This window comes from Kaistia hirudinis (assembly GCF_014196455.1).
Classification (GTDB): Bacteria; Pseudomonadota; Alphaproteobacteria; order Rhizobiales; family Kaistiaceae; genus Kaistia; species Kaistia hirudinis.
On sequence record NZ_JACIDS010000001.1, the window covers coordinates 854,232 to 876,577 of the forward strand.

Sequence of the window (22,346 nt, forward strand, 5' to 3'; positions counted from 1 at the left end):
GGCGTCGATGTGGCAGGCGCCGGTCATCGTTTTCGTGGGAGGTGGGCTCGGGGCCGTCACGCGCGAGTTTCTCGTGCTCGTGCTGGGCAGTTACAGCAGCGCGTTTCCGGTCGACATCTTCGCGGCGAACATCCTCGCGTCGTTTTTGCTCGGACTCGTCTTCGGTCTCCACCAGGCGCATCGTGCGTCGGACCATGTCGCACTTCTGATCTCGACCGGGTTCTGCGGCGGCATGTCGACCTTCTCGACCTTCATCTTCGGAGCCTTTTCGGAAATGACGAGACCCGGCCAGCTGGGGCTTTCGCTCCTCTACATCATCGCCAGTCTCGTCGTCGGCTACAGCGTTACATGGCTTGGACTTCGCACCGCGGCGCAATTGCGTCGCGCCTGAAGTCCGGGCGTTCGGAGGCACATCATGATTCTCGTCGAAACCAAGCTCGGTAACCTCAGCGACCCCGTCTGGCGCGAGCGCGCCGCGCACGCCCGGCTGGACCCTCTGGTTCTGGAGCAGTGGGAGGCTCCGAAGAACCGGTTGCGCAAGGCCAGCGAGGGCGGGATCGAGCTCGCGATCTCGCTGCCGCGCTCGGAGCATCTGCACGACGGCGACGTGCTCCATTTCGACGCCGCGAACAACATCATCGTCGCGGCGCGGATCGCGTTGAAAGAGGTGCTCGTCATCGAGCTGGAGGGCCTCGAATCGCTGTCTCCGGCCGAAATCCTGCGCACCTGCTTCGAGCTCGGCCACGGCCTCGGCAACCAGCATTGGCCCGCGGTGATCAAGGGCACGACGGTCTATGTGCCGCTCTCCGTCGACCAGAAGGTCATGGCCTCGGTCATGCGCACCCATGCCTATCAGCATGTGACCACCCGCTTCGCACCTGGCGAGGAAATCGCAGCCAAGCTCGACGCCAAGGAGGTTCGGCTGCTCTTCGCCGGCGCCGACGCGACGCCGCACCACCATCTCGGCGATCACGCGCGCGGGACCCATACGCATAGCCACGAGCATGGCGCGGCGCACGATCACACGCATGTCCACGACCATGATCACGACCACCATCATGACCATGATCACGGTCACTCGCATTCCCACAGCCATTCCCATTCCACGGTGAAATGATGCCCGGCGGCGGGAGCACAAAGCGCGGCGCGCCATCGGGGATGGCGCATCTCGCGAGGCTGTTGCAGTTCTCGGATTCGACGCTGCCAATCGGCTCGTTCGCCTTTTCGAACGGGCTCGAATCCGCACTGCAGACCGGCGTGGTCTCGAACGCGGACAGTCTGCTGCGCTATGTCGAGCTGATCCTGCGCCAGACGTCGCGGATGGACGGCATCGCCCTGCTCCACGCCCACCGCGCCGCGCTTTCCGGCGATTATGACGGCATTCTCGAAGCCGACCAGGAGATCTTCTGCCGTCGCGTCGGCGAGGAGCAGCAATTGATGCTGACACGGGTCGGCAAGAAGTTCGCCGAACTGGTCCTGAAGATCTCCCCTTCACCGGTGCTGGAACGCTGGCTCGGCGACATCAAGGCCGGCAACACGCCCGGCTGCTATCCCGTCGGCCAGGCGATCGCTCTCGCGCATATGGGCGCGGACGAGCGCGAGGCCTTCGTCATGCACCAATATGGCGTCGCCTCGATGATCCTCTCGGCGGCGCTCCGTCTGATGCGGATCGACCATCTCGATACGCAGCGCATCCTGTTCACGGCGCAGGGACGCGTCGAAGGCGACTATTCCGCCGTGCGCGAACTGACGCTCGACGAGATGGCGTCCTTCGCGCCGGTCTTCGACGTCCTCGTCGCGCATCACACCACCACCCATGTCCGCCTGTTCATGAACTGAACGGGACATCGGCAAAGGAAACGGCCCATGAAGAAGATCACCCGTATCGGCATCGGCGGCCCCGTCGGCTCCGGCAAGACCGCCGTCATCGAGACCATCACCCCCCGCCTGATCGATCTCGGCATCAAGCCGCTGATCATCACCAATGACGTGGTGACGACGGAGGACGCGAAGCAGGTTCGCCGTACGCTGAACGGCATCCTGATCGAGGAGAAGATCGTCGGCGTCGAGACCGGTGCCTGTCCGCACACGGCCGTGCGCGAGGATCCGTCGATGAACATCGCCGCGGTCGAGGAGCTCGAGGAGAAATATCCCGACAGCGACGTGATCCTGATCGAATCCGGCGGCGACAATCTCACGCTGACCTTCAGCCCGGCGCTCGCGGACTTCTACATCTACGTGATCGACGTCGCCGCGGGCGACAAGATCCCGCGCAAGAACGGCGCCGGCGTCTGCCAGTCCGACATCCTCGTGATCAACAAGAAGGATCTCGCGCCCTATGTCGGCGCCAGCCTCGAGGTCATGGACCGCGATTCGAAGCTGATGCGCGGCAAGAAGCCGTTCCTGTTCACCAACTGCAAGACCGGCGAAGGCATCGACGAGCTCATCCGTCTGATCCTCGACATGGCGCTGTTCGACGTGAAGGTGAACGAGCCCGCACCGGCGAGCGCCTGAGCCCATGTCGCTTCACGAGCAGCTCGGCCGCCTGGATGCGGCGCGTGAGGTCAGCGGCTTCAAGAGCGAGCCGGCGCAGATGCGCGCGGCTGCGCCCGGCAAGGTCGGCGAGCTTCGGCTCGGCTTCTCGCTCCGCGGCGGGCGTTCGGTGCTGCACGACCTCTATCGCGTGGCACCCCTGCTGGTGCAGCAGGCGCTCTATTTCGACGAGGCGATGCCGGAGCTGCCGATCTGCCCGATCATTTCGGTCGGCGGCGGCATCCTGCAGGGCGACCGCTACAAGATCGACATCAAGGTGGAAGCCGGCGCCTCGGCGCAGGTCACCACCCAGAGCGCGAACCGCGTCCACCAGATGGATGCCAACTACGCCTCGCAGCACCAGACCGTGACCGTCGAGAGCGGGGCCTATCTCGAATATCTGCCCGACTTCACGATCCTCTATCGCGACTCCCGCTTCATCAACCAGACCGACATCGTCATCGCCGCGGACGCGACGCTGATCTATGGCGAGATGATCCTTGCCGGACGCAAGCATCATCATGCCGACGAGCGGTTCGGCTTCGACCTCCTGTCTATGGCCGTCACGGCTCGGCGGCCGGATGGGAAGAAGCTGTTCACGGAGAAGCTCCTGATCGAGAAGGGCGATCCGACCATCGACGATCCGGCCGTGATGAAGGGTTTCGACGCCTTCGCCAACGTCCTCTGCCTCACGCCGCCGGACGTGGCGACGCGGATCAAGGAGCGGTTCGGCACGAATTTCCCGGATGAGGCGCCGCGCGCGATTTCCGGCGTCAGCCGCCTGCCCAACGGCGCGGGGCTGATGCTGCGGGCCGTCGGCGTCGAGAGCTACGACGTGCGACGCGAGGTGCGACGCTTCTGGCAGATCGTCCGCGAAGAGGCTCGCGGTCGAACGCTCCCGCAAGAATTCCTTTGGCGCTGACGGAAAGACCAAAGCCATGGCCGAGCAGAAAAGCAATGTCCTGACGGAATCCCTCAAGGGAACGAGCCAGGTGTTCTTCATGGAGAACCCGATCACCGGCGTTCTCTTCTTTGTCGCCATGGCCTATGCGTCCTACGTGTCCGGCGTCTGGGCGACCACGATCGGCGCCGCGATCGGCGTCGTCGTCGCGACGCTGACGGCGCGGCTGCTCGATTGCGACGAGAAATCGGTCGCGTCCGGCCTGTTCGGCTTCAACGGCGTTCTCGTCGGCGCGGCGCTGCCGACCTTCATCGCAGCCTCGCCCCAGCTCTGGGTCTATGTCGTGGTGGGCGCCGCCGCGAGCACGGTGATCACCGCCGCGTTCAGCGCGACGCTGACGGCGAAATGGGGCATTCCCGGCTCGACCGGCCCGTTCGTGCTCACCGGCTGGCTGATGGTCGCGGGCGCGTATTCCTTCGGCGGGCTGCATGTCACCGGCGACACGCCGAAGCTCGCCAGCGATTATGTGCAGGGCCTCGTCGCCATTCCTGCGCCGCTTGAACTCGTGCAGATCTTCTTCCGCAATATCGGGCAGGTCTATCTGCTGGGCAGTGAGATCTCCGGCGCGATTATCCTTGTCGGCATCTTCATCGCCTCGGTGCCGGCCGGCATCGCCGCCGCCATCGGCTCGCTGATCGCCATGATCGTGTCGATCGGCATGGGCGCCGATCCCGCCATTGTGAGCCAGGGCCTCTACGGCTTCAGCCCCGTCCTGACGGCGATAGCCGTCGGCGTGATCTTCCTGAAAACCTCGCCGCGCGTCGCGATCTATGCTGCGCTCGCCACCGTGGTGACCGTATTTGTCCAGGGTGCGCTGGACGTCATGGTATCGCCGGCCGGTATACCATCGTTCACCGCTCCTTATGTGTTGACGATGTACCTTTTCATTGCGCCGAAGAAGCTTCTGGCGCCGCATCCGCACAAGCCGGTTGCCGGCCATATGGTCGACAAAGCCAGTGCAAAGGCTCACGCGGCGGCCAGCTAGGGCCGCGGTACCGACCGAGACCGCCGGCCGGAGACCGTCCGGCGGCTCATTCCTGACACATGCTTCACGCGGCATCCCCGGGGGCTCGGGCTGAACCGAAGTCGGGGGAGAGATCAAGGGAAGTCCGATGCAAAACATCAATGCCGGCGATACCGCCTTCGTCCTGATGTGTACCGCGCTGGTATGCATGATGACCCCAGCCCTGGCGCTCTTCTATGGAGGGCTCGTGCGGCAGCGCGACATGCTGTCGGTCATGATCCAGAACTTCGTCTGCATTGGCGTCGTCGGCCTGATCTGGGTCTTCGGCGGCTTCAGCCTGGCGTTCGGCCCCGACATCGGCGGCGTGATCGGCAATATCGTGCCCTATTTCGGCATGTATCAGGTCGGCATCGAACCCAACCCGACTTATGCGCCGAACGTGCCGTTCATGCTGGTCTTCGCCTATCAGATGATGTTCGCCATCATCACGCCGGCGCTGATGACCGGCGCCTTTGTCGGCCGCTTCCGCTTCGGCGCCTATCTGTTCTTCATCGCGCTGTGGACCATTCTCGTCTACCTGCCGGCCGCGCACTGGATCTGGGGCGGCGGTTTCCTGGCGAAGCTTGGCGTCGTCGACTTCGCCGGCGGTATCGTCATCCACACCGCGGCGGGCTTCTCGGCTCTGGCGACGGCGAAATATCTCGGGAAGCGCAAGATGCCGGCCGGCGAGTCGGAATCCTCGCCTGCAAGCCTGCCGCTGGTTGCGCTCGGCGCGGGGCTGCTCTGGTTCGGCTGGTTCGGCTTCAACGCCGGCGGCGCCTATGCCGCCGATGCGCTCGCCGCCTATGCCTTCACCAACACCATGCTGGCCGGCTCGATCGCCATGCTGGTCTGGATGTTCTGGGAATGGCGCGAGAGCGGCCGCACGACCTTCTCGGGCGTGCTGGTCGGCGCCGTCGCGGGCCTCGCGACGATCACGCCGGCCTCCGGCTATGTCGAACCCATGGCGGCCCTCGCCATCGGCGCGATCGGCGCCACCGCCTGCTACCACGCCAAGCATGTGCAGAAGGCGCTCGGCGTCGACGACACGCTTGAGGTCTGGCGCGCCCATGGCGTCGGCGGCATGACCGGCGCGCTGCTGATCGGCATTCTGGCGAGCTCGAGCATCAACAAGGTGGCGGCGAGCGCCGGTCAGTTCGGCGTCCAATTGCTGGCTGTCGTCATCGTCGCCGTCTACGCGTCGGTGGTCACCTTCATCCTGCTGAAGATCCTCGATATGCTCGGCATCCTGCGCGTCTCGCCCGACGTGCAGTTGAAGGGCCTCGACGAGGTGCAGGTCGGCGAAAGCGCCTATCATCTCTGGGGCATGGATCGCACGCTGCCGAAATAGCCTCGCGCATCGCGGGCGCCGTATGGTCAGCCCGCCGGTCCGCCGGTTCGAATGAGAGCACGCCCGGTCTCGATGAGGCCGGGCGTGCTTTCTGTCTTCTGTTCATCCGCATGCGGCCTGGCGGGGCCAAGCGCCGACGCATCGGAACCAAGCCTGGAGAGTGACGGCCGAGGCCCGGCCGTGCGCGGTGGTCATGGACATTACGCTCGCGATCTTCATCCTCGTCTATCTGGCCATGGCCGTCGGGCACCTCCCCGGCTTTCGCCTGGACCGGACCGGCGCGGCCGTCGTCGGCGCGATGATCCTGATCGCCTCGGGCCGGATTTCGCCCGCCGACGCCTGGGCCGCCGTCGACTATCGGACCGTCGGCCTGCTGTTCGGGCTGATGGTCGTGTCGGCCGCCTTCATGGTCTCCGGCTTCTATGACCGCGTCGCACAGAAGGTCGGCGACATTGACGTCGGGCCGAAGACGCTGCTCGCCATCCTCATCGCCGTCTCGGGCGTCATGGCCGCCTTGCTGAACAAGGACGTTGTCGCCGTCGCCATGACGCCGATCTTCTGCTCCATCTGCCTGCAGCGCCGGCTCAATCCCCTGCCCTTCCTGCTCGGCTTCTGCTTCGCGGCCAATTTCGCATCCGCGGCGACCATCATCGGCAGCCCGCAGAACATGATCGTGGCCGAGACGCTGCATCTTTCCTTCATGGGCTTCATGGCGGCGGCGGCACCGCCCGCCCTGCTCAGCCTGCCCGTGGTCTGGGGCGTCATCGTCCTCTGCTATCGCGGAAGATGGGCGCTCACCGAAGTGCCGCAGGCTCCGAAGGCCGGCCCGGTGCCGGCCGACACTCCGGCGATTGCGTTCAACGCCGGCGAGACGATCAAGACGGCCATCGTCGCCCTCGCGGTGGTCGCTGCGTTCATCTTCACGGATCGCCCCCATATGCTGATCGCGCTCGCCGGCGCCAGCGTCCTGCTCATCAGCCGCCGTCTCTCCTCGGGCAAGCTGCTGCACCACGTGGACGGCGATCTCCTGCTGCTGCTGTTCGGCCTGTTCGTCGTCAATGCGGCCCTCACCGCGACCGGCCTCCCCGAGCAGGTGCTGGCGCTGTTACGCGGCATCGGCCTCGACCTGCATGACCCGATCTCGATGCTGGGCGTCATGGCGATCCTCAGCAACATCGTCGGCAACAACCCCGCCGTCATGCTGGTCGCGCCCTTCATCGGCGGCGCCCATCGGCCGGAGGCGCTCGGCGCGGCCATCGCGCTCGGCACCGCGCTCTCGTCCAGCGCCGTGATCTTCGGCAGCCTCGTCGGCATCATCGTCTCGGAGGAATGCCGCAAACGCGGCATCGCGCTGAGCTTCGGCGAGTTCGCGCGCGCAGGCTTGCCGACCTCCCTCATCTGCCTCGCCATGGGCGCGCTCTGGATCCTGCAGCTCCACTGAAAGGCGGCTGAGGCGCACGCCTCTGCCCGGCCTTCGGCCGGTCAATCGCGACGGCCAATATGCGGCAGGTAGGTCTGGATCACATAGATGAACAGCGCCGTCGACCAGCCGATCATCAGGATGCCGCTCGTCGCCGTGAGCGGCGCCATCAGGCGGGTCGCGGCATCGGCTTTGACGTCACCCAGACCGAGCGTCACAACAGGCTGACGATGATGATGCCGCCGATGGTCAGCAGCGTGTTCGAAACCGCATAGGGGATCGTGTAGCCGAGCGCCGGAACCTGGCTCTTCGCCCGATCGGACAGGAGGCCCAGCGCCGCGGTCGATGTGCTGGCGCCTGCACAACAGCCGAGCACCAGCGCATCGTCGAAGCGAAAGACATATTTGCCCAGCAGCAGGCCCAAAGTGACCGGCACGCTCGTGACGATCATGCCCCACAGGAAGAGACTCAATCCGACCTGCTGCACACCCGCAACGAAGCTCGGCCCCGCGGTGATGCCGGTCACGCCGATGAACAGATTGAGCCCGACGACATTCATGAACCAGATCACCTGCCGCGGGACATTGCCGAAGGTGGGATGAACCGAACGCTGCCATCCGGCCGCAATGCCGGCGAAGAGCACGCCGCCGGCCATGGACAGCGTCAGCGGCACGCTTCCCAGCATCAGGACGGGCACGCCGATCAAGGCGCCGATCGCGATCATGAGGAAGACGACGAACACGTCCGTCTCGTCATCGGAAAAATCGGCCCGGCCAATGGCTCCGATCGACGAGCGGATGCGCTGAGGCCTGCCGACCAGCGTCAGGACATCGCCGCGATGGATGGCAGTCTGCGGCAGGATCGGGATGTCGTCGCCCATCGCGCCGCGGCGGATCCGCGTCAGGAAGATGCCATGCGTGGGCTCGAGCTTCGCCAGCTCCGCCAGCGTCTTGCCATCGAAGGCACGCTTGGTGACGACAACGTCGACGCCGCCCATCGGGACGGCGAGCAGCTCCCGATCCTCGACCTCCTCCGCCCCGACTGCGAACATTTGGCGAAGGCTGCCGCGCGTTCCGGCAACGCTGACGATGTCGCCGGTCATCAGCACCGTCGTCTCGTGCGCCGCGATGACCTGCTCGCCGCGGCGGATCTGGTCGAAGAAGCAGCGGCTGTGCACCTCGCTCGCCTCCACCTCCCCGACCTGCCGGCCGATCTGGGGCGAATCGTCGAGCAGGCGATAGGTCCGCATGATGTAGTGATGCCAGGAATTGCCGGACCCGTGACCGGTTCCACCCATGCGCTTCTCATAGGCGCGGCAGACTCCCGGCAGGTCGATCCGCAGCAGCCAGGGCCCGACCTGCGAAATGATCAGGATCGGGCCGATGGTCCCGAAGATGTAGGTCATGGCGAAGGCGGTCGACAGCGAACCGACCATGGACCGTGTCGCATCCGCCGAAAGGCCGAGATTCTGGATGGCGCTGGTCGAAAGGCCAAGAGCCGAAGAGGCCGTCGCTGAGCCGGCGAACAATCCCGCGCTATAGCCCACGTCATATCCAGCGAGGCGCGCCACGACATAGGCGGTGCCCAAGGTCATGACGCACACGACCACGGCAAACAGCGCCTGCAGCGCGCCATCCTGAGCAACGCCGCGGACGAATTGCGGACCGACCCGATAGCCTATCGCGAAGAGGAAGAGCAGGAAGAAGACGGTCGCGACATTGTGCGAGATCTCGATATCGAGTTGCCCGATCACGATGCCGACGATGAGCGTCGTCGCCACCGTTCCGACACTGATTCCGCGATATTTGAACGTCCCGAGCGGATAGCCGATGGCGACGGTCAGAAAGAGCGCAATCGCGGGATGCTCCCGCAAGGCCGTCACAAGCCAGTCCCACATACTCCGACAACTCATGCTCTGTTCAGGGGATCGATCCGCAGGGTACCGCCCCGCCAGGCCTGAAATCCACCCCTGTTTGCGCCGGATGCGCGCATTGGTAGCCGCGCCGCGGGCGCGGCACTCACCAGGGCACGGCGTGTCTCTCGCGGTCGGCTTAGCGGAACCCGCTGCTCGCCGGCGTGACGCCGATCCGCACACATGGTTCCGCGACACGGCAACGGCGGTCGCCAGTCCGGAGCACTGAGCCACCGGCGAGAGCAGCGCGGCAAGCTCAGCGCAGCCGCGGCTGGCGGATCGCCTTAGGTCGAACGAAAAGGGCCCGGCGCTGGTGCGCCGGGCCCTTGTCTCGCGCTCGAACGGCGCGGTTCAGGTGTGGCGGATTTCGGTGCCGAGGACCTTGAGGCATTCGCGGATGAAGGCGGCGAGCGCGGTCCAGCCCTTGGCCGAGACCATCGTGCCGTCGACATAGGCGTCGGTCGGCGACAGGTCGATATAGGTGCCGCCGGCCAGCGCGACTTCAGGCTCGCAGGCGCCGAGCGCCGCGACCTTCTTGCCGCGCACCACGCCGTCGACCGCGATCAGGATCTGCACGCCGTGGCAGATGGTGAAGATCGGCTTCTGTGTCTCGTGGAAGTGACGCACGATCGCCTGCACGCGCTTGTCGGTGCGGATATATTCCGGACCGCGGCCGCCGGCGCAGTAGACGGCGTCATACTGGTCGAGCTGGCGCTCGGCCTCCGAGAAGGTCTTGTTGATGTCGGCATAGTGGCCGAGCTTCTCGGTGTAGGTCTGGTCGCCCTCGAAATCATGCAGCGACGTCTTGATCCGGTCGCCCGCCTTCTTGTCCGGGCAGACCACGTGAACCGTGTGGCCGACCGCCTCCATCGCCTGCTGATAGACGAAGATCTCGTATTCCTCGGTGAACTCACCGGTCAGCATCAGAATTTTCTTGCCGGGCATAGTCCTGTCCTTCGCGTCTGGAGAGGGTGTGGGCGGGCCTGGCCCGCCCACTTCGTGCGAACTAGAACGGAGAATCGGGGAAGTAGAACTCCGCGGCGTTCGCCTGCGTGATCAGCGGCGCATCGAGCTTGACCGTGCCGCGCACCGGGGCGTGGCCGACCAGATTGGCGACCGTCATGTAGATGGCGGTCTTGATCATGGACGGCGGATAGGGCGTCTCGACCGGCGTCATGGCATCGCCGTCGATCACCTTCTTGACGATGTCCTTCATGCCGTTGCCGCCGAGGGCGAACTTGATGTCGGTGCGGCCGGATTCCTTCACCGCCTCGAGGACGCCGAGCAGCATGTCGTCGTCATTGGCCCAGACCGCGTCGATCTGCGGATACTTGGCGAGGTAGTCCTGCATCAGCTTGAAGGCTTCGTCGCTGTTCCAGTTGGCGTACTGGATATCGAGGATCTTGAGGTCCGAGCCGGCGATGCCGTCCTGGAAGCCCTTGATGCGCTCGTCGTCGATGACCGTCGGGATGCCGCGCAGCACGACGAGGTTGCCCTTGCCGCCGAGCTTCTCGACCAGGAACTTCGCCGTATTCTTGCCGACCGCGATGTTGTCGCCGGCGACATAGAGATCCTGGATCGCCGGATCGTTGAGGCCGCGATCGACGACCGTAATGAAGGCGCCGCTATCCTTGACCGCCTTGACCGGCATGGTCAGCTCTTCCGATGTCTGCGGCAGGATCACCAGGGCGTCGAGCTTGCGCCCGGCGGAAAGGTCTTCGAGGGCGCTGACCTGCGCGGTGGCCGAAGGCGACGTCTTGACGATCACCTCGACGTCCGGGAAGGCGGCGTTGATTTCCTTGGCCGCCGCCTGGGCGTGATAGACGACGCCCGCCGTCCAGCCATGGTCGGCCGCGGGGATCGAGACGGCGACCGTCTTCTTGTCGGCAGCGGCGGCCGAGCCGGCCATGAGCAGGGTTCCGATCGCCACGGCGGCGATCCACTTCGTACGGGTCATTGAATTCCTCCCAATGATTGGACCGATCGAGAACGACACCCGCGTGGTCCGGACGCGGGGCTATTTCGAGAAGCGCTGGATGAGCATCGCGATGATGATGATGACGCCCTGGACGGCGGCGACGAGGTACTCGGAGACGAAGTCCGAGAGCACCATCAGATTGGCGATCAGCTCGAGGATGACGGCGCCGGCGACGGTGCCCCAGATGTGGCCCTTGCCGCCGCGCAGCGCCGTGCCGCCGATGACGACCGCCGTGATGACCTGCAGCTCCCACAGGACACCGGTGGTCGGCGTGGCCGCGCCGAGACGCGGCACATAGCAGATGGCCGCGATCGCGACGCAGGCGCCCTGCACCACATAGGCGATGGTACGGGTGCGAACGATCGAGATGCCGGAATAGCGCGCAACGTCTTCATTGGCGCCGGCCGCGGCGCATTTGCGGCCATATTTCGTCTTGTAGAGGATGAAGGAGGCGATCGCCGCGACGGCGAGCGACACCAGGATCGGGATCGGGATACCGCCGACCGTGCCGAAATAGACGGGGCGGTAGGCCTCGCGCAGCGTGCGGTCGATCGGGATCGTGCCGCCATCCGACATATAGGTAATGAGGGCGCGGAAGATGCCCATCGTGCCCAGCGTCGCGATGAAGGGCTCGATCTTGCCGACCGTGACGATCACGCCATTGGCGAGGCCGCAGGCGAGGCCGGTCATGAGCGCGACGACCATGCCGGCCGGAATGGCCCAGGCTCCCCAACTGGGCGCCATAGCGTTCATGAACAGGATGGTGATGCCGGTGATGAAGGCCGCCATCGAACCGACGGACAGATCGAGGCCCCCGGACGAGATCACGAAGGTCGCGCCGACGGCGATGATCGCGATGAAGGCGCTGCGCGTGATGACATTGCTGAGATTGGTCACCGACAGGAAATCGGGATTGACCAGGAAGCCGATGACCAGCAGGGCGGCGAGCGCCAGGAACGGCCCGGCATCGGCCCAGCTGAAGGCGAAGTCGCGCGGGCGGCGGGACGGGGCGGATTGGGTGACGGTACTCATGCTCTTCCTCCCACGGCCGCTTGGCCGCCTTCTGTGTCGGCGGTCGCGAACAGCGCGATATTGGTTTCGGTCATCTGCTCGCCGGAGACTTCGCCATTGATCCGGCCCTGGCGCATGATCAGGATCCGGTCGCAAAGGCCGATCAGCTCCTGCATTTCGGACGAGATGACGATGCAGGCCTTGCCCTGGCCGACGAGCTTGCGGATGAAGGTGTAGATCTGCGCCTTGTTGGCGATGTCGATCCCGCGGGTCGGCTCGTCGATGATCACCACCGACGGGTCGGTCAGCAGGATTTTCGCGAGCAGCAGCTTCTGCTGGTTGCCGCCGGAAAGCTGGCCGGCGGTGACCTTGAGGCTCTTGAGGCGGATGTCGTATTGCGCGACCGCTTCGGCGAGCGCGGCGGTTTCCCGGCGCTTGCGGAGATAAAGTCCGGGATGGAACCGTCCGAGCGCCGAGAGCGTCAGGTTCGGCGCCAGCCGCTCCTGCAGCAGGAGCCCCTTGGCCTTCCGATCCTCCGTCAGATAGCCAATTCCGGCATCGATGGCCTCGCGCTGCGAGCGGATGTGCAGCGGCACGCCGTTCAGTTCGATCCGCGCGCTGGCGGGGCGGAGGCCGACCAGACCCTCGAACAGTTCGGTTCGGCCGGCGCCGACCATGCCGGCGAGCCCGAGGATCTCGCCCTTGTGCGCGGTGAACGAGACGTCCTCGACATAGCCCGGCACGGTCGCGTTCATCACGCGCAGCATGGGCTCGCCGGGCTTCGCGTCGCTCTTCGGCGGATAGAGCGCGGAGAGTTCGCGCCCGACCATGAGCTCGGCCATATCCATCTGGCTGAGCGTCCGGCCGGGATAGGTGCCGACCATCTTGCCGTCGCGCAGCACGGTGACCTTGTCGGCCAGCCGCTGCACTTCGTCGAGCCGGTGGCTGATATAGAGGACGCCGATATTGCGCTCCTTGAGGCGCAGCACGATGTCGAGCAGACGCTCGACCTCGTTCCCCGTCAGGACCGCGGTCGGCTCGTCGAAGATCACCAGCTTGTAGTCGTCGAGCAGCGCGCGCGCGATCTGGACCAGCTGCCGGTCGGCGAGGGCGACATCGCGCACCAGCCGGTTTGGCGAAACATGGCAGCCGAGTTCGGCAAGCTTGTCCGCCGCGATCTGCTGCATCCGCCGGTCGTCGACCACGCCGTTCCGCGTCAGCTCGCGGCCGAGGAACAGATTCTCGGCCACGGTCAGCCCGTCGGCGAGGAGGATTTCCTGGTGCACCAGCACGATGCCCGCATCCTGGGCCTCATGCGGCGTCGCGAAGCTCACGGCATGTCCCTCGATCTCGAGGCTGCCGGCGCTCGGATCGACATAGCCGGAGATGAGGCGCATCAGCGTCGACTTGCCGGCGCCGTTCTCGCCGATGATCGCGTGGATCTCGCCGGCCTCGATCTCGATCGACACGTTCGAGAGCACAGTCACCGGCCCGTATTGCTTGGACAGGCCCCGCGTGCGCAGGAGGCAAGCTCCGGAAGCAGCCTTGGATGTGGCGTTCGCGTCGCGCGGCACCATGCGTTCCCTATCCAGATTATCTGCCATTGCGAAGGGCGCCGGGTTCACTCGAATGCCGGCAGCAGCCGGTCACGCGAATGCTCGATATGCGCGCGCATGGCCTTCGCCGCCGCATCGGGATCGCCGAGCGCGAAGGCGTCGAGCAATGCCTGATGCTCGTCGAGGGCTTCTTCCGTCACGCGCCAATGGAACAGGAGGCGGAAGATGTGAAAATGCGTGTGCTGGAAGCTGAGCATTTCCCGGATGAGCTGATTGCCGGCGAAATCCATGATCTTGTCGTGGAAGACGGCGTCCAGGCGCGCGAAGGTCGAATAATGGACGTGGTCGTCATTGCTCTCGCGGCCGGCCATGACGCCGGCGGCCTCGCGCAGCACGGCGAGCTTGGCCTCGTCCATGGCGGCCGCGGCCTTCGCCGCGCCGTTCGGCTCAAGCAGCAGGCGCAGCTCATAGAGTTCGTCGAAACGGCGCCGGGTGATCTGCGGCGCGGCGCGATAGCCGACCAGATGCGTCTTCTGCACCAGGCCCTCGCCTTCGAGCCGTCCTAGCGCTTCGCGGATCGGGGTCTGCGAGACGTTGAACTCCTTGACCAGGCTGTCGACCGTGATCCGCGCCCCGGGCGGGATCTTCAGCGACATGAGCTGGTTGAAAATCGCCTCATAGACGTCGTCCGCCAGACCGTTGGCGCGCACGATCGTCGTGCTTCCAGAAGTTGTGTCCGTAGGCCGCGTAGCGCTCATTTCCCGGCGTCTTTTCCTCTTGACATGCTGCGGTTGTAGCAAGATGTTGCGACCGATGCAATACGATATCCTATAGGATTTGATATAGGGGTCGATCGTGAAGATCACCGAACAGGCTGCGATGGCTCTGGCCACGCAGCTCCTCATCCAGCGTAACGCATTGACGAATAACGCACCGGTGCAGGCGCGGCATTTGGTCGATGCCGAGATGAAGGGCCACCCTTCGCACGGGCTGCAGCGTCTGCCGCGCTTGCTGACCCGCATCGAGCGCGGTCTCGTCGATCCGAGGACGTCAGGACGAAGCCATTGGCGCTCTGCCTCGGTCCTGGAGGTCGATGGCCTGCGGGGGCTCGGTCCGGTTGTGGCGATGGCGGCGATCGAGCGTCTGCAGGAGCGCGCGGCGACGTCCGGCATTGCCCTCGCCGCGATCAGCAACAACAATCATCTCGGCATGCTCGCTTCCTATGTGGAGAGCATCGCCGCCGAGGGACGGATCGGCATCGCCATATCGTCGAGCGAGGCGCTGGTTCATCCCTATGGCGGCACCCGCGCCATGCTCGGCACCAATCCGATCGCCATCGCCGTTCCGACGGCCGGGCGGCCCCTGGTGCTCGATCTGGCGACCAGTACCGTCTCGATGGGCAAGATCCATCATCATGCCGCCATCGGACGGCCCATTCCCGAGGGCTGGGCGCGCGATGCCGAGGGGCGGCCGACGACCGACGCAGTCCGAGCGAAAGGCGGCGCCATCGCCCCCTTCGGCGGCGCCAAGGGCTATGGGCTCGGCATCGCCGTCGAGCTTCTCGTGGCCGCGCTCACCGGAGCGGATCTCGCGCCGGACATCCGCGGAACGCTGGATGCCGAGGCCGTCTGCAACAAGGGCGACGTCCTGATCGTCATCGATACGGCGCGGTCGCCGGACCTTGCGCTGCGCCTCTCAGCCTATCTCGACGCCGTCCGCGCCTCCCCGCCCGCCGAGCCCGGCCATCCCGTCTCCGTCCCCGGGGACGGAGCCGCCCGGCGCAGGGAGGCCACGCTGCAGGCCGGATTCGAGATCGATCCGGGCCTTCTCGACGAGCTCACCGCTCTCTCTCGCACCCCATCCTCTGTTCTCGAAGGACAAACATAGTGAGCCTGTTCGCTGCCCTGCGGCTTCCGCGCGAAATCCTGTTCGGCAAAGGGCAGCGCCATGCGCTCCCGACCGTGGCGGCACGGCTGGGCCGCCGGGCCCTGATCTGCACCGACTCGCGCTTCGCCGCGACCGACGTGTTCGCCGAGCTCGTGGCCGGCCTGAACGATGCCGGCGTGGCCGTTCTGGTGCATGACCGCGTCCTGCCCGACGTGCCGCGCGATACGGTCGGCGTCTGCGTCGAGGAGGCAAGGACCTTCGCGCCGGACATGGTCATCGGGATCGGCGGCGGCAGCTGCCTCGACATGGCGAAATGCGCGGCGCTTCTACTCAGCCATGGCGGCGCGCTGCCGGACTATTACGGCGAGTTCAAAGTTCCGGGGCCGACGCTCCCCGTAATCGCCGTGCCGACGACGGCCGGGACCGGCTCGGAGGTGACGCCGGTGGCCGTGATCTCGGATCCCGATCGCACGCTCAAGGTCGGCATTTCCAGCCCGCACCTGATCGCGGCCGTGGCGATCTGCGATCCCGAGCTGACGGCGAGCTGCCCGCCCGGCCTGACGGCCATCGCCGGCGCCGACGCCCTGACGCACGCCATCGAGGCCTTCACCGCAGGCCGCCGCGATGGCAGCCATGAACTCGCCCAGCAGCATGTCTTCGTCGGCAAGAGCGACCTGACCGACCATTTTGCCCTCCTGGCGATCAAGCTGCTCGGCCGCAGCCTCGAGCGCGCCTATCGCGACGGCAGCGACGAGGATGCGCGCGCCGATGTCATGATGGGCGCCCTGACGGCCGGCTGCGCCTTCGGCACCGCCGGCACCGCCGCGGCTCACGCCGTCCAATATCCCGCCGGTGCGCTGACCCATACGCCGCACGGGCTCGGCGTCGCGACCATGCTGCCCTATGTCATGAGCTACAATCGTTCTGCCGCCCTGCCGGAAATGGCCCGGGTCGCCGTCGCGCTGGGATTGGGCGGCAACGGGCAGACCGAAGAGCAGATGGCCGACGCCGCGATCGCGGAGGTCAGTCGAATCTTCGCGGCGATCCGCATCACCCCGACGCTCGCCGGCCTCGGCCTTGCCGCGGACAAGCTCGACTGGACCTCCGAGCAGGCGCTCGGCATCGGCCGGCTGATCAAGAACAACCCCCGCAGTCTCGATCCCGCCTCGATGCGGCGCCTCGTCCAGGCGGCCTATGACGGCGACCTCGCGGCGGCAGCCCAGTAACCTTCAGGAACGATCCGATGAACGCCCTTCAGCAGACCAGCCGCCCGCAGCCCATCGCGCCCGATCTTGGCGCCTGTTCGCGCGGCCTCTATATCGACGGCACCTGGCGGCCGGCGGCCGGCGGCCGAACGATCCCCGTGACCGACCCCTCGACCGAGGCCGTCCTTGCCACCGTGCCCGACGCCACGCTGGAAGACGCAGCCTCGGCCGTGGAAGCGGCCGCGAAGGCGGCGGAAGGCTGGCGCAGCACGGCGCCCCGCAAGCGGTCCGAAATCCTCCGCCGCTGCTTCGAACTGATGATCGAGCGCTCGGAGATGCTGGCTACGCTGATCTCGATGGAGAACGGCAAGGCACTGCGCGATGCGCGCGGCGAGGTCGCCTATGCGGCCGAGTTCTTCCGCTGGAACGCCGAGGAGGCCGTGCGCATCACCGGCGAGTTCGGCATCGCACCGGCCGGAACCAACCGCATCGTCGTCGACTACCAGCCGATCGGCATCTGCCTGCTGATCACGCCGTGGAACTTCCCGGCCGCGATGGCGACCCGCAAGATCGCGCCCGCGCTCGCCGCCGGTTGCACGGTCATCCTCAAGCCCGCCACCGAGACGCCGCTCACGGCCTATGCGCTGGCGGCGATCTATGAGGAGGCCGGCGTTCCGCCCGGCGTCGTCAATGTGCTGACGACCACCAGCCCCGGCCCGATGACGGCGGCGATCCTGGCCGATCCGCGCGTCCGCAAGCTCTCCTTCACCGGCTCGACCGGCGTCGGCCGCGCCCTGCTGGCGGAAGCCTCGAAGCACGTCATCTCCTGCTCGATGGAGCTCGGCGGCAATGCGCCCTTCCTCGTCTTCGACGATGCCGATCTCGAGGCGGCCTTGGACGGCGCGATGATCGCCAAGATGCGCAATGCCGGCGAAGCCTGCACCGCGGCAAACCGGATCTATGTCCAGTCCGGCATTTATGACGCCTTCGCCGAGGGCCTCAGCCGCCGGATGGCGGCGATGCGCGTCGGCAATGGTGCGGATGCGACGACCGAATGCGGGCCGATGATCACGCGCAAGGCCGTCGACAAGATCGACCGCCTCGTCAAGGACGCGACGGCGCGCGGCGCTCGTGTTCTCTGCGGCGGCGCGGTCCCCGCGGGCGAGGGCTTCTATTATCCGCCGACCGTTCTGGCCGATGTGCCGGGCGAGGCAGAGATGGCGCATGAGGAGATCTTCGGCCCGGTCGCGCCGCTCTCGCGCTTCGACAGCGAGAGCGACGTCATCGCCCGCGCCAACAACACCGAATATGGCCTCGCCGCCTATATCTTCACGCGGGATCTCGCCCGCGGGATGCGGGTTGCATCAAAGATCGAGGCTGGCATGATCGCCCTCAATCGCGGCCTGGTCTCGGATCCGGCCGCACCGTTCGGCGGCGTCAAGCAGAGCGGCCTCGGGCGAGAGGGCGGCCAGCACCATGGCATCGCCGAATTCATGGAGGCGAAATATATCGCCGCGAACTTCTGAAGGAGGCGAGACCGTGGCGATCGATCCGTTCCGAATTCGTGACCACGTCGCCGACTTCGACGATATCGTCGCCGATATCAGGACACGCAGCGAAACGGCGCGCGCCGGCCTTCCTATGGAAGCCGACATCGCCTATGGCAGCGACCCGACCGAGACGCTGGATCTCTTCTTTCCGGCCGGGCCGCGCGCCGATCTCCCGGTGCATATCTTCATCCATGGCGGCTATTGGCGCATGTTTTCGAAGCGCGACTATTCCTATATCGCGCAGACGGTAACGCGTGCCGGCGCTATCGCCGTGATCGTCGACTATGCGCTGATGCCCGCCGTGCGCATGGCGACGATCGTCGACCAGGTCCGGCGGGCGAAGCGCTGGGTGATCGATACCATCGCCGAACATGGCGGCGACCCGCGCCGCCTGACAGTCAGCGGGCACTCGGCCGGCGCGCATCTGGCGACCTTCCTGTTCCACGCGTCGGATGCGCCGTCCGGCATGCGCGCAGCGCTGCTGCTCGGCGGGCTTTATGAACTCGCCCCGCTGCAGAATTCCTTCCTCCGTCCGGAGATCGGCATCACCGACGCGGAAGTCGCCGCGTTCTCGCCGGCGACCCACCGGCACGACCGGTCGACTGCCGTGTCGGTGCTGGTCGGCGCCGAGGAGACGGAACCGTTCCACCGCCAGGCCGACGCCTTCGCCAGCCTGCTGCGCAGCCAGCGCTGCCCGGTCTCGCGGTACGACCTGCCACGGCAAAACCACATGAGCAGCATCCGCGATCTCGGCGTCCCCGGCACGGAAGCGGCAGTGAGACTGACGGCGCTGCTGGCGGGCGTTTGAGATTTGGGAGTAAAATCAGACAAATAATGAGGATGTCCGGAAAGCGTTCGTTTTCTGAACAGATAGAATTGGCTTCTGACCCGATTCCCCGGCGGGAACGCGACATTGCAACACGACGGCGGCATTGATCTCCGCCGTTATTGGCGGTGGCCCCAGCCTCGTGACCGCGGCAACCGCAGCAGCATCCGAGGTCAGCGAGGCGTCGGCCATGGCTGAGATTCCCGGCCTTGGCCTTCTTTGAACACGTCGCCGGGCGATGCCTTATCCATAAACCCGTCGGTTGATTTGAAGTCGCGCCTTCACTTCGCCGCGTCGGATGCGCCGAGTTCGGTGTCGACCTCATCTTCAAACGCGCGCTTCTTGCTCGCGACAAAGCGCCTGTAGCCCTCCGGATCGATCCAAGCCTTCACGCCTTCCGTCTCCGCGCGCTTCCGCTTTCCTGCGAAGTCGTAATACTCGTTGTGCTCTGCCAGCCAGATATCCGGCTTTATCATCTCGAGCTCATGAAGCGTGTTGCGGTAGTCGTCCGTGATGCCGGGGTAGGAGGGGTCTTTGGCGACGCGGTAGCCCGGGTTGAATCCGGCGCCGTCCGGAAATGCCACCACATAGGAGTCGCCGCCGGCCACCACATTCGCGATCCAGGTGGTGGACCCACGGGTGTGACCCGGGGTGCTGTAGGCCGTCAGGAGCACGTCGCCCAGCTTGACGGTATCGCCATCACGCAGGACGCGGTCCACCTTCACGCTTTCAAAGGCCAGATCATCGCCATATTTGAAGTCATCGCGGTCGCCGCTCTCCATTGCTGCGACATCGTCCTTCATCACGGCCAATTGGGCTCCCGTCAGCCTCTTCATGAAGGCCAGGGCCCCGGCATGATCGATATGGGCGTGGGCGTTGATGATGATCTTGATATCCTCCGGCTTGAAGCCGAGCTTTCGGATCGAATCCACGATCATCGGTCCCGATGACGGCATGCCCGTGTTCATCAGGATGTGGCCCTGCGAGGTCGTGAACAGGAAAACGCCCAGTCCCTCGGTACCCACGAAGTAGAGCGGTCCCACGATCCTCACTGGCTCAGTCGGCTCTTCCCATTTCAGCGACTTGCTGGCGTAGGAGATGAAGAGTTTGTTGTCTGTTGCGAGTTGCTCCCGGGTCACCTGGTTCGGCGGCAGCGTCTGAGCGATTGCGAGCCCGGCGCAATTCAACAGAAGCATCGCAACCATGCTTGCTCGAAGTCGGTCGTACATCGTGTTCTTTCCGATACCTGGAGTGATCATCCATTCTTCGGCAGCCTGGACCGGGCCAAGAGAAGCACTGGGTGCCTGCTCTCCATCGACCGAGCCTTGAAGCTCACCATGCAGTCGTGAGGCGGACCTGAAAGATGTCGGCGCTCTCGCGTTGTTCGGCGACCTCGGCCGCGAGCGGATGCCAGATATGTTGATAGCTCGGGATCAGGCGTACGGCGGGGGTGATGGCAAAATTGTAGAACACCTCAATGCCGCTCTCGTCGTAGGCAATGGCTTCCCCGCCTGAGATTGTCGCGATGCTATTCTTTAGCTTGTCGCTGATCTTGTCGTAGTAATAGCCAATGCCGAAGCTGTCATATTCCCGGCTATCGAGCAGGCCGTAGGCGAACAGCGCGACGCTGGCATCTTGGGTAATCGGGTTCGTTTCTTGGGGGGCATAGCCCAGGCGCGCAAACACGCCGATGCCGCGGATCTGTTCGCCGGTCTTGCGCTTGCGCGCCACGGTTGCCGCATCGTCCTTGAGGTACAAATACTGCGAGATGGTGGCGAGGGCGAACCAACTCTCGTCCTTGAAATTGGTCGGCAGCCCCTCGTTCGAGGCCAAGCCGAGCAGGCTCCCGATCGCCTGCGCTCCTTGAGCGCCCGAAGCCAGAGCGCCGAATGGCGAATCCAGATTGATCTTCGGCTTGTTCGACCAGTTGTAGACCGGCGAGAAGACGCCAGGCAGACCGCCTATGTCATAGGATATCATCGAGGTCAGATAGATGTTGACACTCGAGAACGTATCGGAGTCGGCGAGGCGGTCCGCCTTGGTGTCGGGATCCAGCACGCCGCCGACGACGGCAAATCTCGGGCTGAAAGACCACACGCCGAGCGCCCCCAAGGCTGTCGGATCGAAGAAGTTCGCCGTGATCGGGTTCTTGTTAAAATTGAAGTTGGCGAAGTGATACCTGAAAGCATCGCCGAACACGGTCTGGTCGGGAAGGATGACGGTGCCAATCTTACCGACGACGACGCGGGCCTGCTTGCTGAGGGCCTGCACCAGGAAATATTCCGATGGCAGGAAGCTGTTGTATTCCAGCGGATCCGGCAGCACGAGACCGGTATACTGCGGAACGACCGTGCCGGCGGTGAATGTCGACTCCGGGTCATCGCCGAGTCGCGACTGCGCGCTGAGGTGAATAAGACCGCCGGACCACCAGCCGGCGCGGCCGGTGTCGATGTTGACCGAGAGCTGCGTGTTCTGAACGAAGGCCTCACCCGTCTTGAGGCCGCCCCAAACGATGTTCTGATAATAGCTGGTGGAGTAGAGATCGAAGAAGAAGCCCTTGCGCGCCAGCTCGGTGCGGGTGCCACCCCAGTCCCCGAGCAGCTGAGTGCGCTCCGTGATGTCGCCGACCACCGTGCCCGGCAGACCGAATACCGGTCCGTCGTTGAAAAACGCGACGAGGCCCGGCGCCAGATTGACGAGCGAGATCTTGTCCGTCGGCACCGGGCCCCATGGCGCGGAGGGCGCCGGCTCGGTCGACGTCGAAGCCGTCTCGGTCTTGCCCTCGGTCTTGTGCTTCGCCGCGATCTCCACACCCGCCCCTGAGGCGTTCTCGGCATCGATATGGCCAAACTGAAGCAGACCGTCATTGGCGAAAGCGGCATTAGCCGTCAAAAGAACGACCGCAACGCTGGCTTGGCGCAGCAGGCCGGAGATCTTGACGCGCTTTTCCTCAGCACGGGATTGCGGATTTGCGTCTGCGGACGCACAGGAACCAGATCTCCAGCTCGACACAGCCAACCACTCCTCTTGCGGCGCAGCGGAAGGGACTCGGCGGCTCGGCCACCGGCTTCCGGCGGTCGCAACGTCTGTGAATTGTCGGACAGGGATAAGGGGAGCGTCGGCCAAACAAGGGAGACAAGCGGCCAAATCGCTG

General features: G+C 65.3%; 21 protein-coding genes. 12 read left to right on the forward strand and 9 right to left on the reverse strand.

The features are described 5' to 3' along the window. Positions 1-7: 7 nt before the first annotated feature. The 8 genes from GGR25_RS03970 to GGR25_RS04005 all read left to right on the forward strand — a co-directional run bounded on the left by GGR25_RS03970 (position 8) and on the right by GGR25_RS04005 (position 7,288). Positions 8-391, forward strand: a complete 384-nt coding sequence (locus GGR25_RS03970; RefSeq protein ID WP_183397396.1) for a CrcB family protein — start codon at positions 8-10, stop codon at positions 389-391. A gap of 24 nt (positions 392-415) precedes the next feature. Continuing rightward, positions 416-1,117 (forward strand): urease accessory protein UreE, encoded by a 702-nt coding sequence (locus GGR25_RS03975; RefSeq protein ID WP_183397397.1) that lies wholly within the window; start codon positions 416-418, stop codon positions 1,115-1,117. 41 nt (positions 1,118-1,158) lie between these two features. Next, the gene (locus GGR25_RS03980) at positions 1,159-1,839 is read left to right on the forward strand and encodes an urease accessory protein UreF (RefSeq protein ID WP_183397398.1); all 681 of its coding nucleotides are present in this window, start codon (positions 1,159-1,161) and stop codon (positions 1,837-1,839) included. A 27-nt stretch (positions 1,840-1,866) separates the two neighbouring features. Next, entirely contained in the window at positions 1,867-2,514 is a 648-nt protein-coding gene (gene ureG / locus GGR25_RS03985; protein ID WP_183397399.1) for an urease accessory protein UreG, read from the forward strand. A 4-nt stretch (positions 2,515-2,518) separates the two neighbouring features. After that, positions 2,519-3,454 carry an urease accessory protein UreD gene (locus tag GGR25_RS03990; RefSeq protein WP_183397400.1) on the forward strand — a complete coding sequence of 312 codons (936 nt, stop codon included), beginning with the start codon at positions 2,519-2,521 and terminating at the stop codon, positions 3,452-3,454. 16 nt (positions 3,455-3,470) lie between these two features. After that, positions 3,471-4,478 carry an urea transporter gene (gene yut, locus GGR25_RS03995; RefSeq protein WP_183397401.1) on the forward strand — a complete coding sequence of 336 codons (1,008 nt, stop codon included), beginning with the start codon at positions 3,471-3,473 and terminating at the stop codon, positions 4,476-4,478. Positions 4,479-4,605: 127 nt separating this feature from the next. Continuing rightward, positions 4,606-5,847: an ammonium transporter gene (locus GGR25_RS04000; RefSeq protein ID WP_183397402.1), complete on the forward strand. Its 1,242-nt coding sequence runs from the start codon at positions 4,606-4,608 to the stop codon at positions 5,845-5,847. 193 nt (positions 5,848-6,040) lie between these two features. Further along, positions 6,041-7,288, forward strand: coding sequence for an ArsB/NhaD family transporter (locus GGR25_RS04005; protein WP_183397403.1), 1,248 nt, complete (start codon positions 6,041-6,043; stop codon positions 7,286-7,288). Positions 7,289-7,329: 41 nt separating this feature from the next. On the opposite strand, the gene GGR25_RS04010 is transcribed toward GGR25_RS04005, so the two are convergent. The 7 genes from GGR25_RS04010 to GGR25_RS04040 form a co-directional block, all read right to left on the reverse strand. After that, positions 7,330-7,485 carry a hypothetical protein gene (locus tag GGR25_RS04010; protein WP_183397404.1) on the reverse strand — a complete coding sequence of 52 codons (156 nt, stop codon included), beginning with the start codon at positions 7,483-7,485 and terminating at the stop codon, positions 7,330-7,332. Next, positions 7,482-9,164 (reverse strand): aspartate-alanine antiporter, encoded by a 1,683-nt coding sequence (gene aspT, locus GGR25_RS04015; protein ID WP_183397405.1) that lies wholly within the window; start codon positions 9,162-9,164, stop codon positions 7,482-7,484. Before aspT ends, GGR25_RS04010 begins: the two co-directional genes overlap by 4 nt. 366 nt (positions 9,165-9,530) lie before the next feature. Further along, the gene (locus tag GGR25_RS04020; RefSeq protein ID WP_183397406.1) at positions 9,531-10,124 is read right to left on the reverse strand and encodes a DJ-1/PfpI family protein; all 594 of its coding nucleotides are present in this window, start codon (positions 10,122-10,124) and stop codon (positions 9,531-9,533) included. Between the two features lie 61 nt (positions 10,125-10,185). Further along, on the reverse strand, positions 10,186-11,136 hold the full coding sequence (locus GGR25_RS04025; RefSeq protein ID WP_183397407.1) for a substrate-binding domain-containing protein: 951 nt from the start codon (positions 11,134-11,136) through the stop codon (positions 10,186-10,188). Between the two features lie 60 nt (positions 11,137-11,196). After that, the gene (locus GGR25_RS04030; protein ID WP_183397408.1) at positions 11,197-12,189 is read right to left on the reverse strand and encodes an ABC transporter permease; all 993 of its coding nucleotides are present in this window, start codon (positions 12,187-12,189) and stop codon (positions 11,197-11,199) included. Beyond that, the gene (locus tag GGR25_RS04035) at positions 12,186-13,745 is read right to left on the reverse strand and encodes a sugar ABC transporter ATP-binding protein (RefSeq protein WP_183397664.1); all 1,560 of its coding nucleotides are present in this window, start codon (positions 13,743-13,745) and stop codon (positions 12,186-12,188) included. Before GGR25_RS04035 ends, GGR25_RS04030 begins: the two co-directional genes overlap by 4 nt. Positions 13,746-13,789: 44 nt before the next feature. Then, positions 13,790-14,482, reverse strand: a complete 693-nt coding sequence (locus GGR25_RS04040) for a GntR family transcriptional regulator (RefSeq protein ID WP_183397409.1) — start codon at positions 14,480-14,482, stop codon at positions 13,790-13,792. Between the two features lie 97 nt (positions 14,483-14,579). On the opposite strand from GGR25_RS04040, the gene GGR25_RS04045 reads away from it, so the two are divergent. Genes GGR25_RS04045 through GGR25_RS04060 form a run of 4 tightly spaced genes read left to right on the forward strand, consistent with a single transcriptional unit; the run spans position 14,580 to position 19,174 of the window. Beyond that, positions 14,580-15,611 (forward strand): Ldh family oxidoreductase, encoded by a 1,032-nt coding sequence (locus tag GGR25_RS04045; protein WP_183397410.1) that lies wholly within the window; start codon positions 14,580-14,582, stop codon positions 15,609-15,611. Next, the gene (locus GGR25_RS04050) at positions 15,611-16,837 is read left to right on the forward strand and encodes an iron-containing alcohol dehydrogenase (protein WP_183397411.1); all 1,227 of its coding nucleotides are present in this window, start codon (positions 15,611-15,613) and stop codon (positions 16,835-16,837) included. Before GGR25_RS04045 ends, GGR25_RS04050 begins: the two co-directional genes overlap by 1 nt. A 17-nt stretch (positions 16,838-16,854) precedes the next feature. Then, entirely contained in the window at positions 16,855-18,342 is a 1,488-nt protein-coding gene (locus GGR25_RS04055; RefSeq protein ID WP_183397412.1) for an NAD-dependent succinate-semialdehyde dehydrogenase, read from the forward strand. 13 nt (positions 18,343-18,355) lie between these two features. Then, on the forward strand, positions 18,356-19,174 hold the full coding sequence (locus tag GGR25_RS04060; RefSeq protein ID WP_183397413.1) for an alpha/beta hydrolase fold domain-containing protein: 819 nt from the start codon (positions 18,356-18,358) through the stop codon (positions 19,172-19,174). A gap of 299 nt (positions 19,175-19,473) precedes the next feature. On the opposite strand, the gene bla is transcribed toward GGR25_RS04060, so the two are convergent. Then, positions 19,474-20,421, reverse strand: coding sequence for a subclass B3 metallo-beta-lactamase (bla, locus tag GGR25_RS04065; RefSeq protein ID WP_183397665.1), 948 nt, complete (start codon positions 20,419-20,421; stop codon positions 19,474-19,476). A gap of 103 nt (positions 20,422-20,524) precedes the next feature. After that, positions 20,525-22,204 carry a carbohydrate porin gene (locus GGR25_RS04070; protein WP_343067974.1) on the reverse strand — a complete coding sequence of 560 codons (1,680 nt, stop codon included), beginning with the start codon at positions 22,202-22,204 and terminating at the stop codon, positions 20,525-20,527. Positions 22,205-22,346 lie beyond the last annotated feature (142 nt).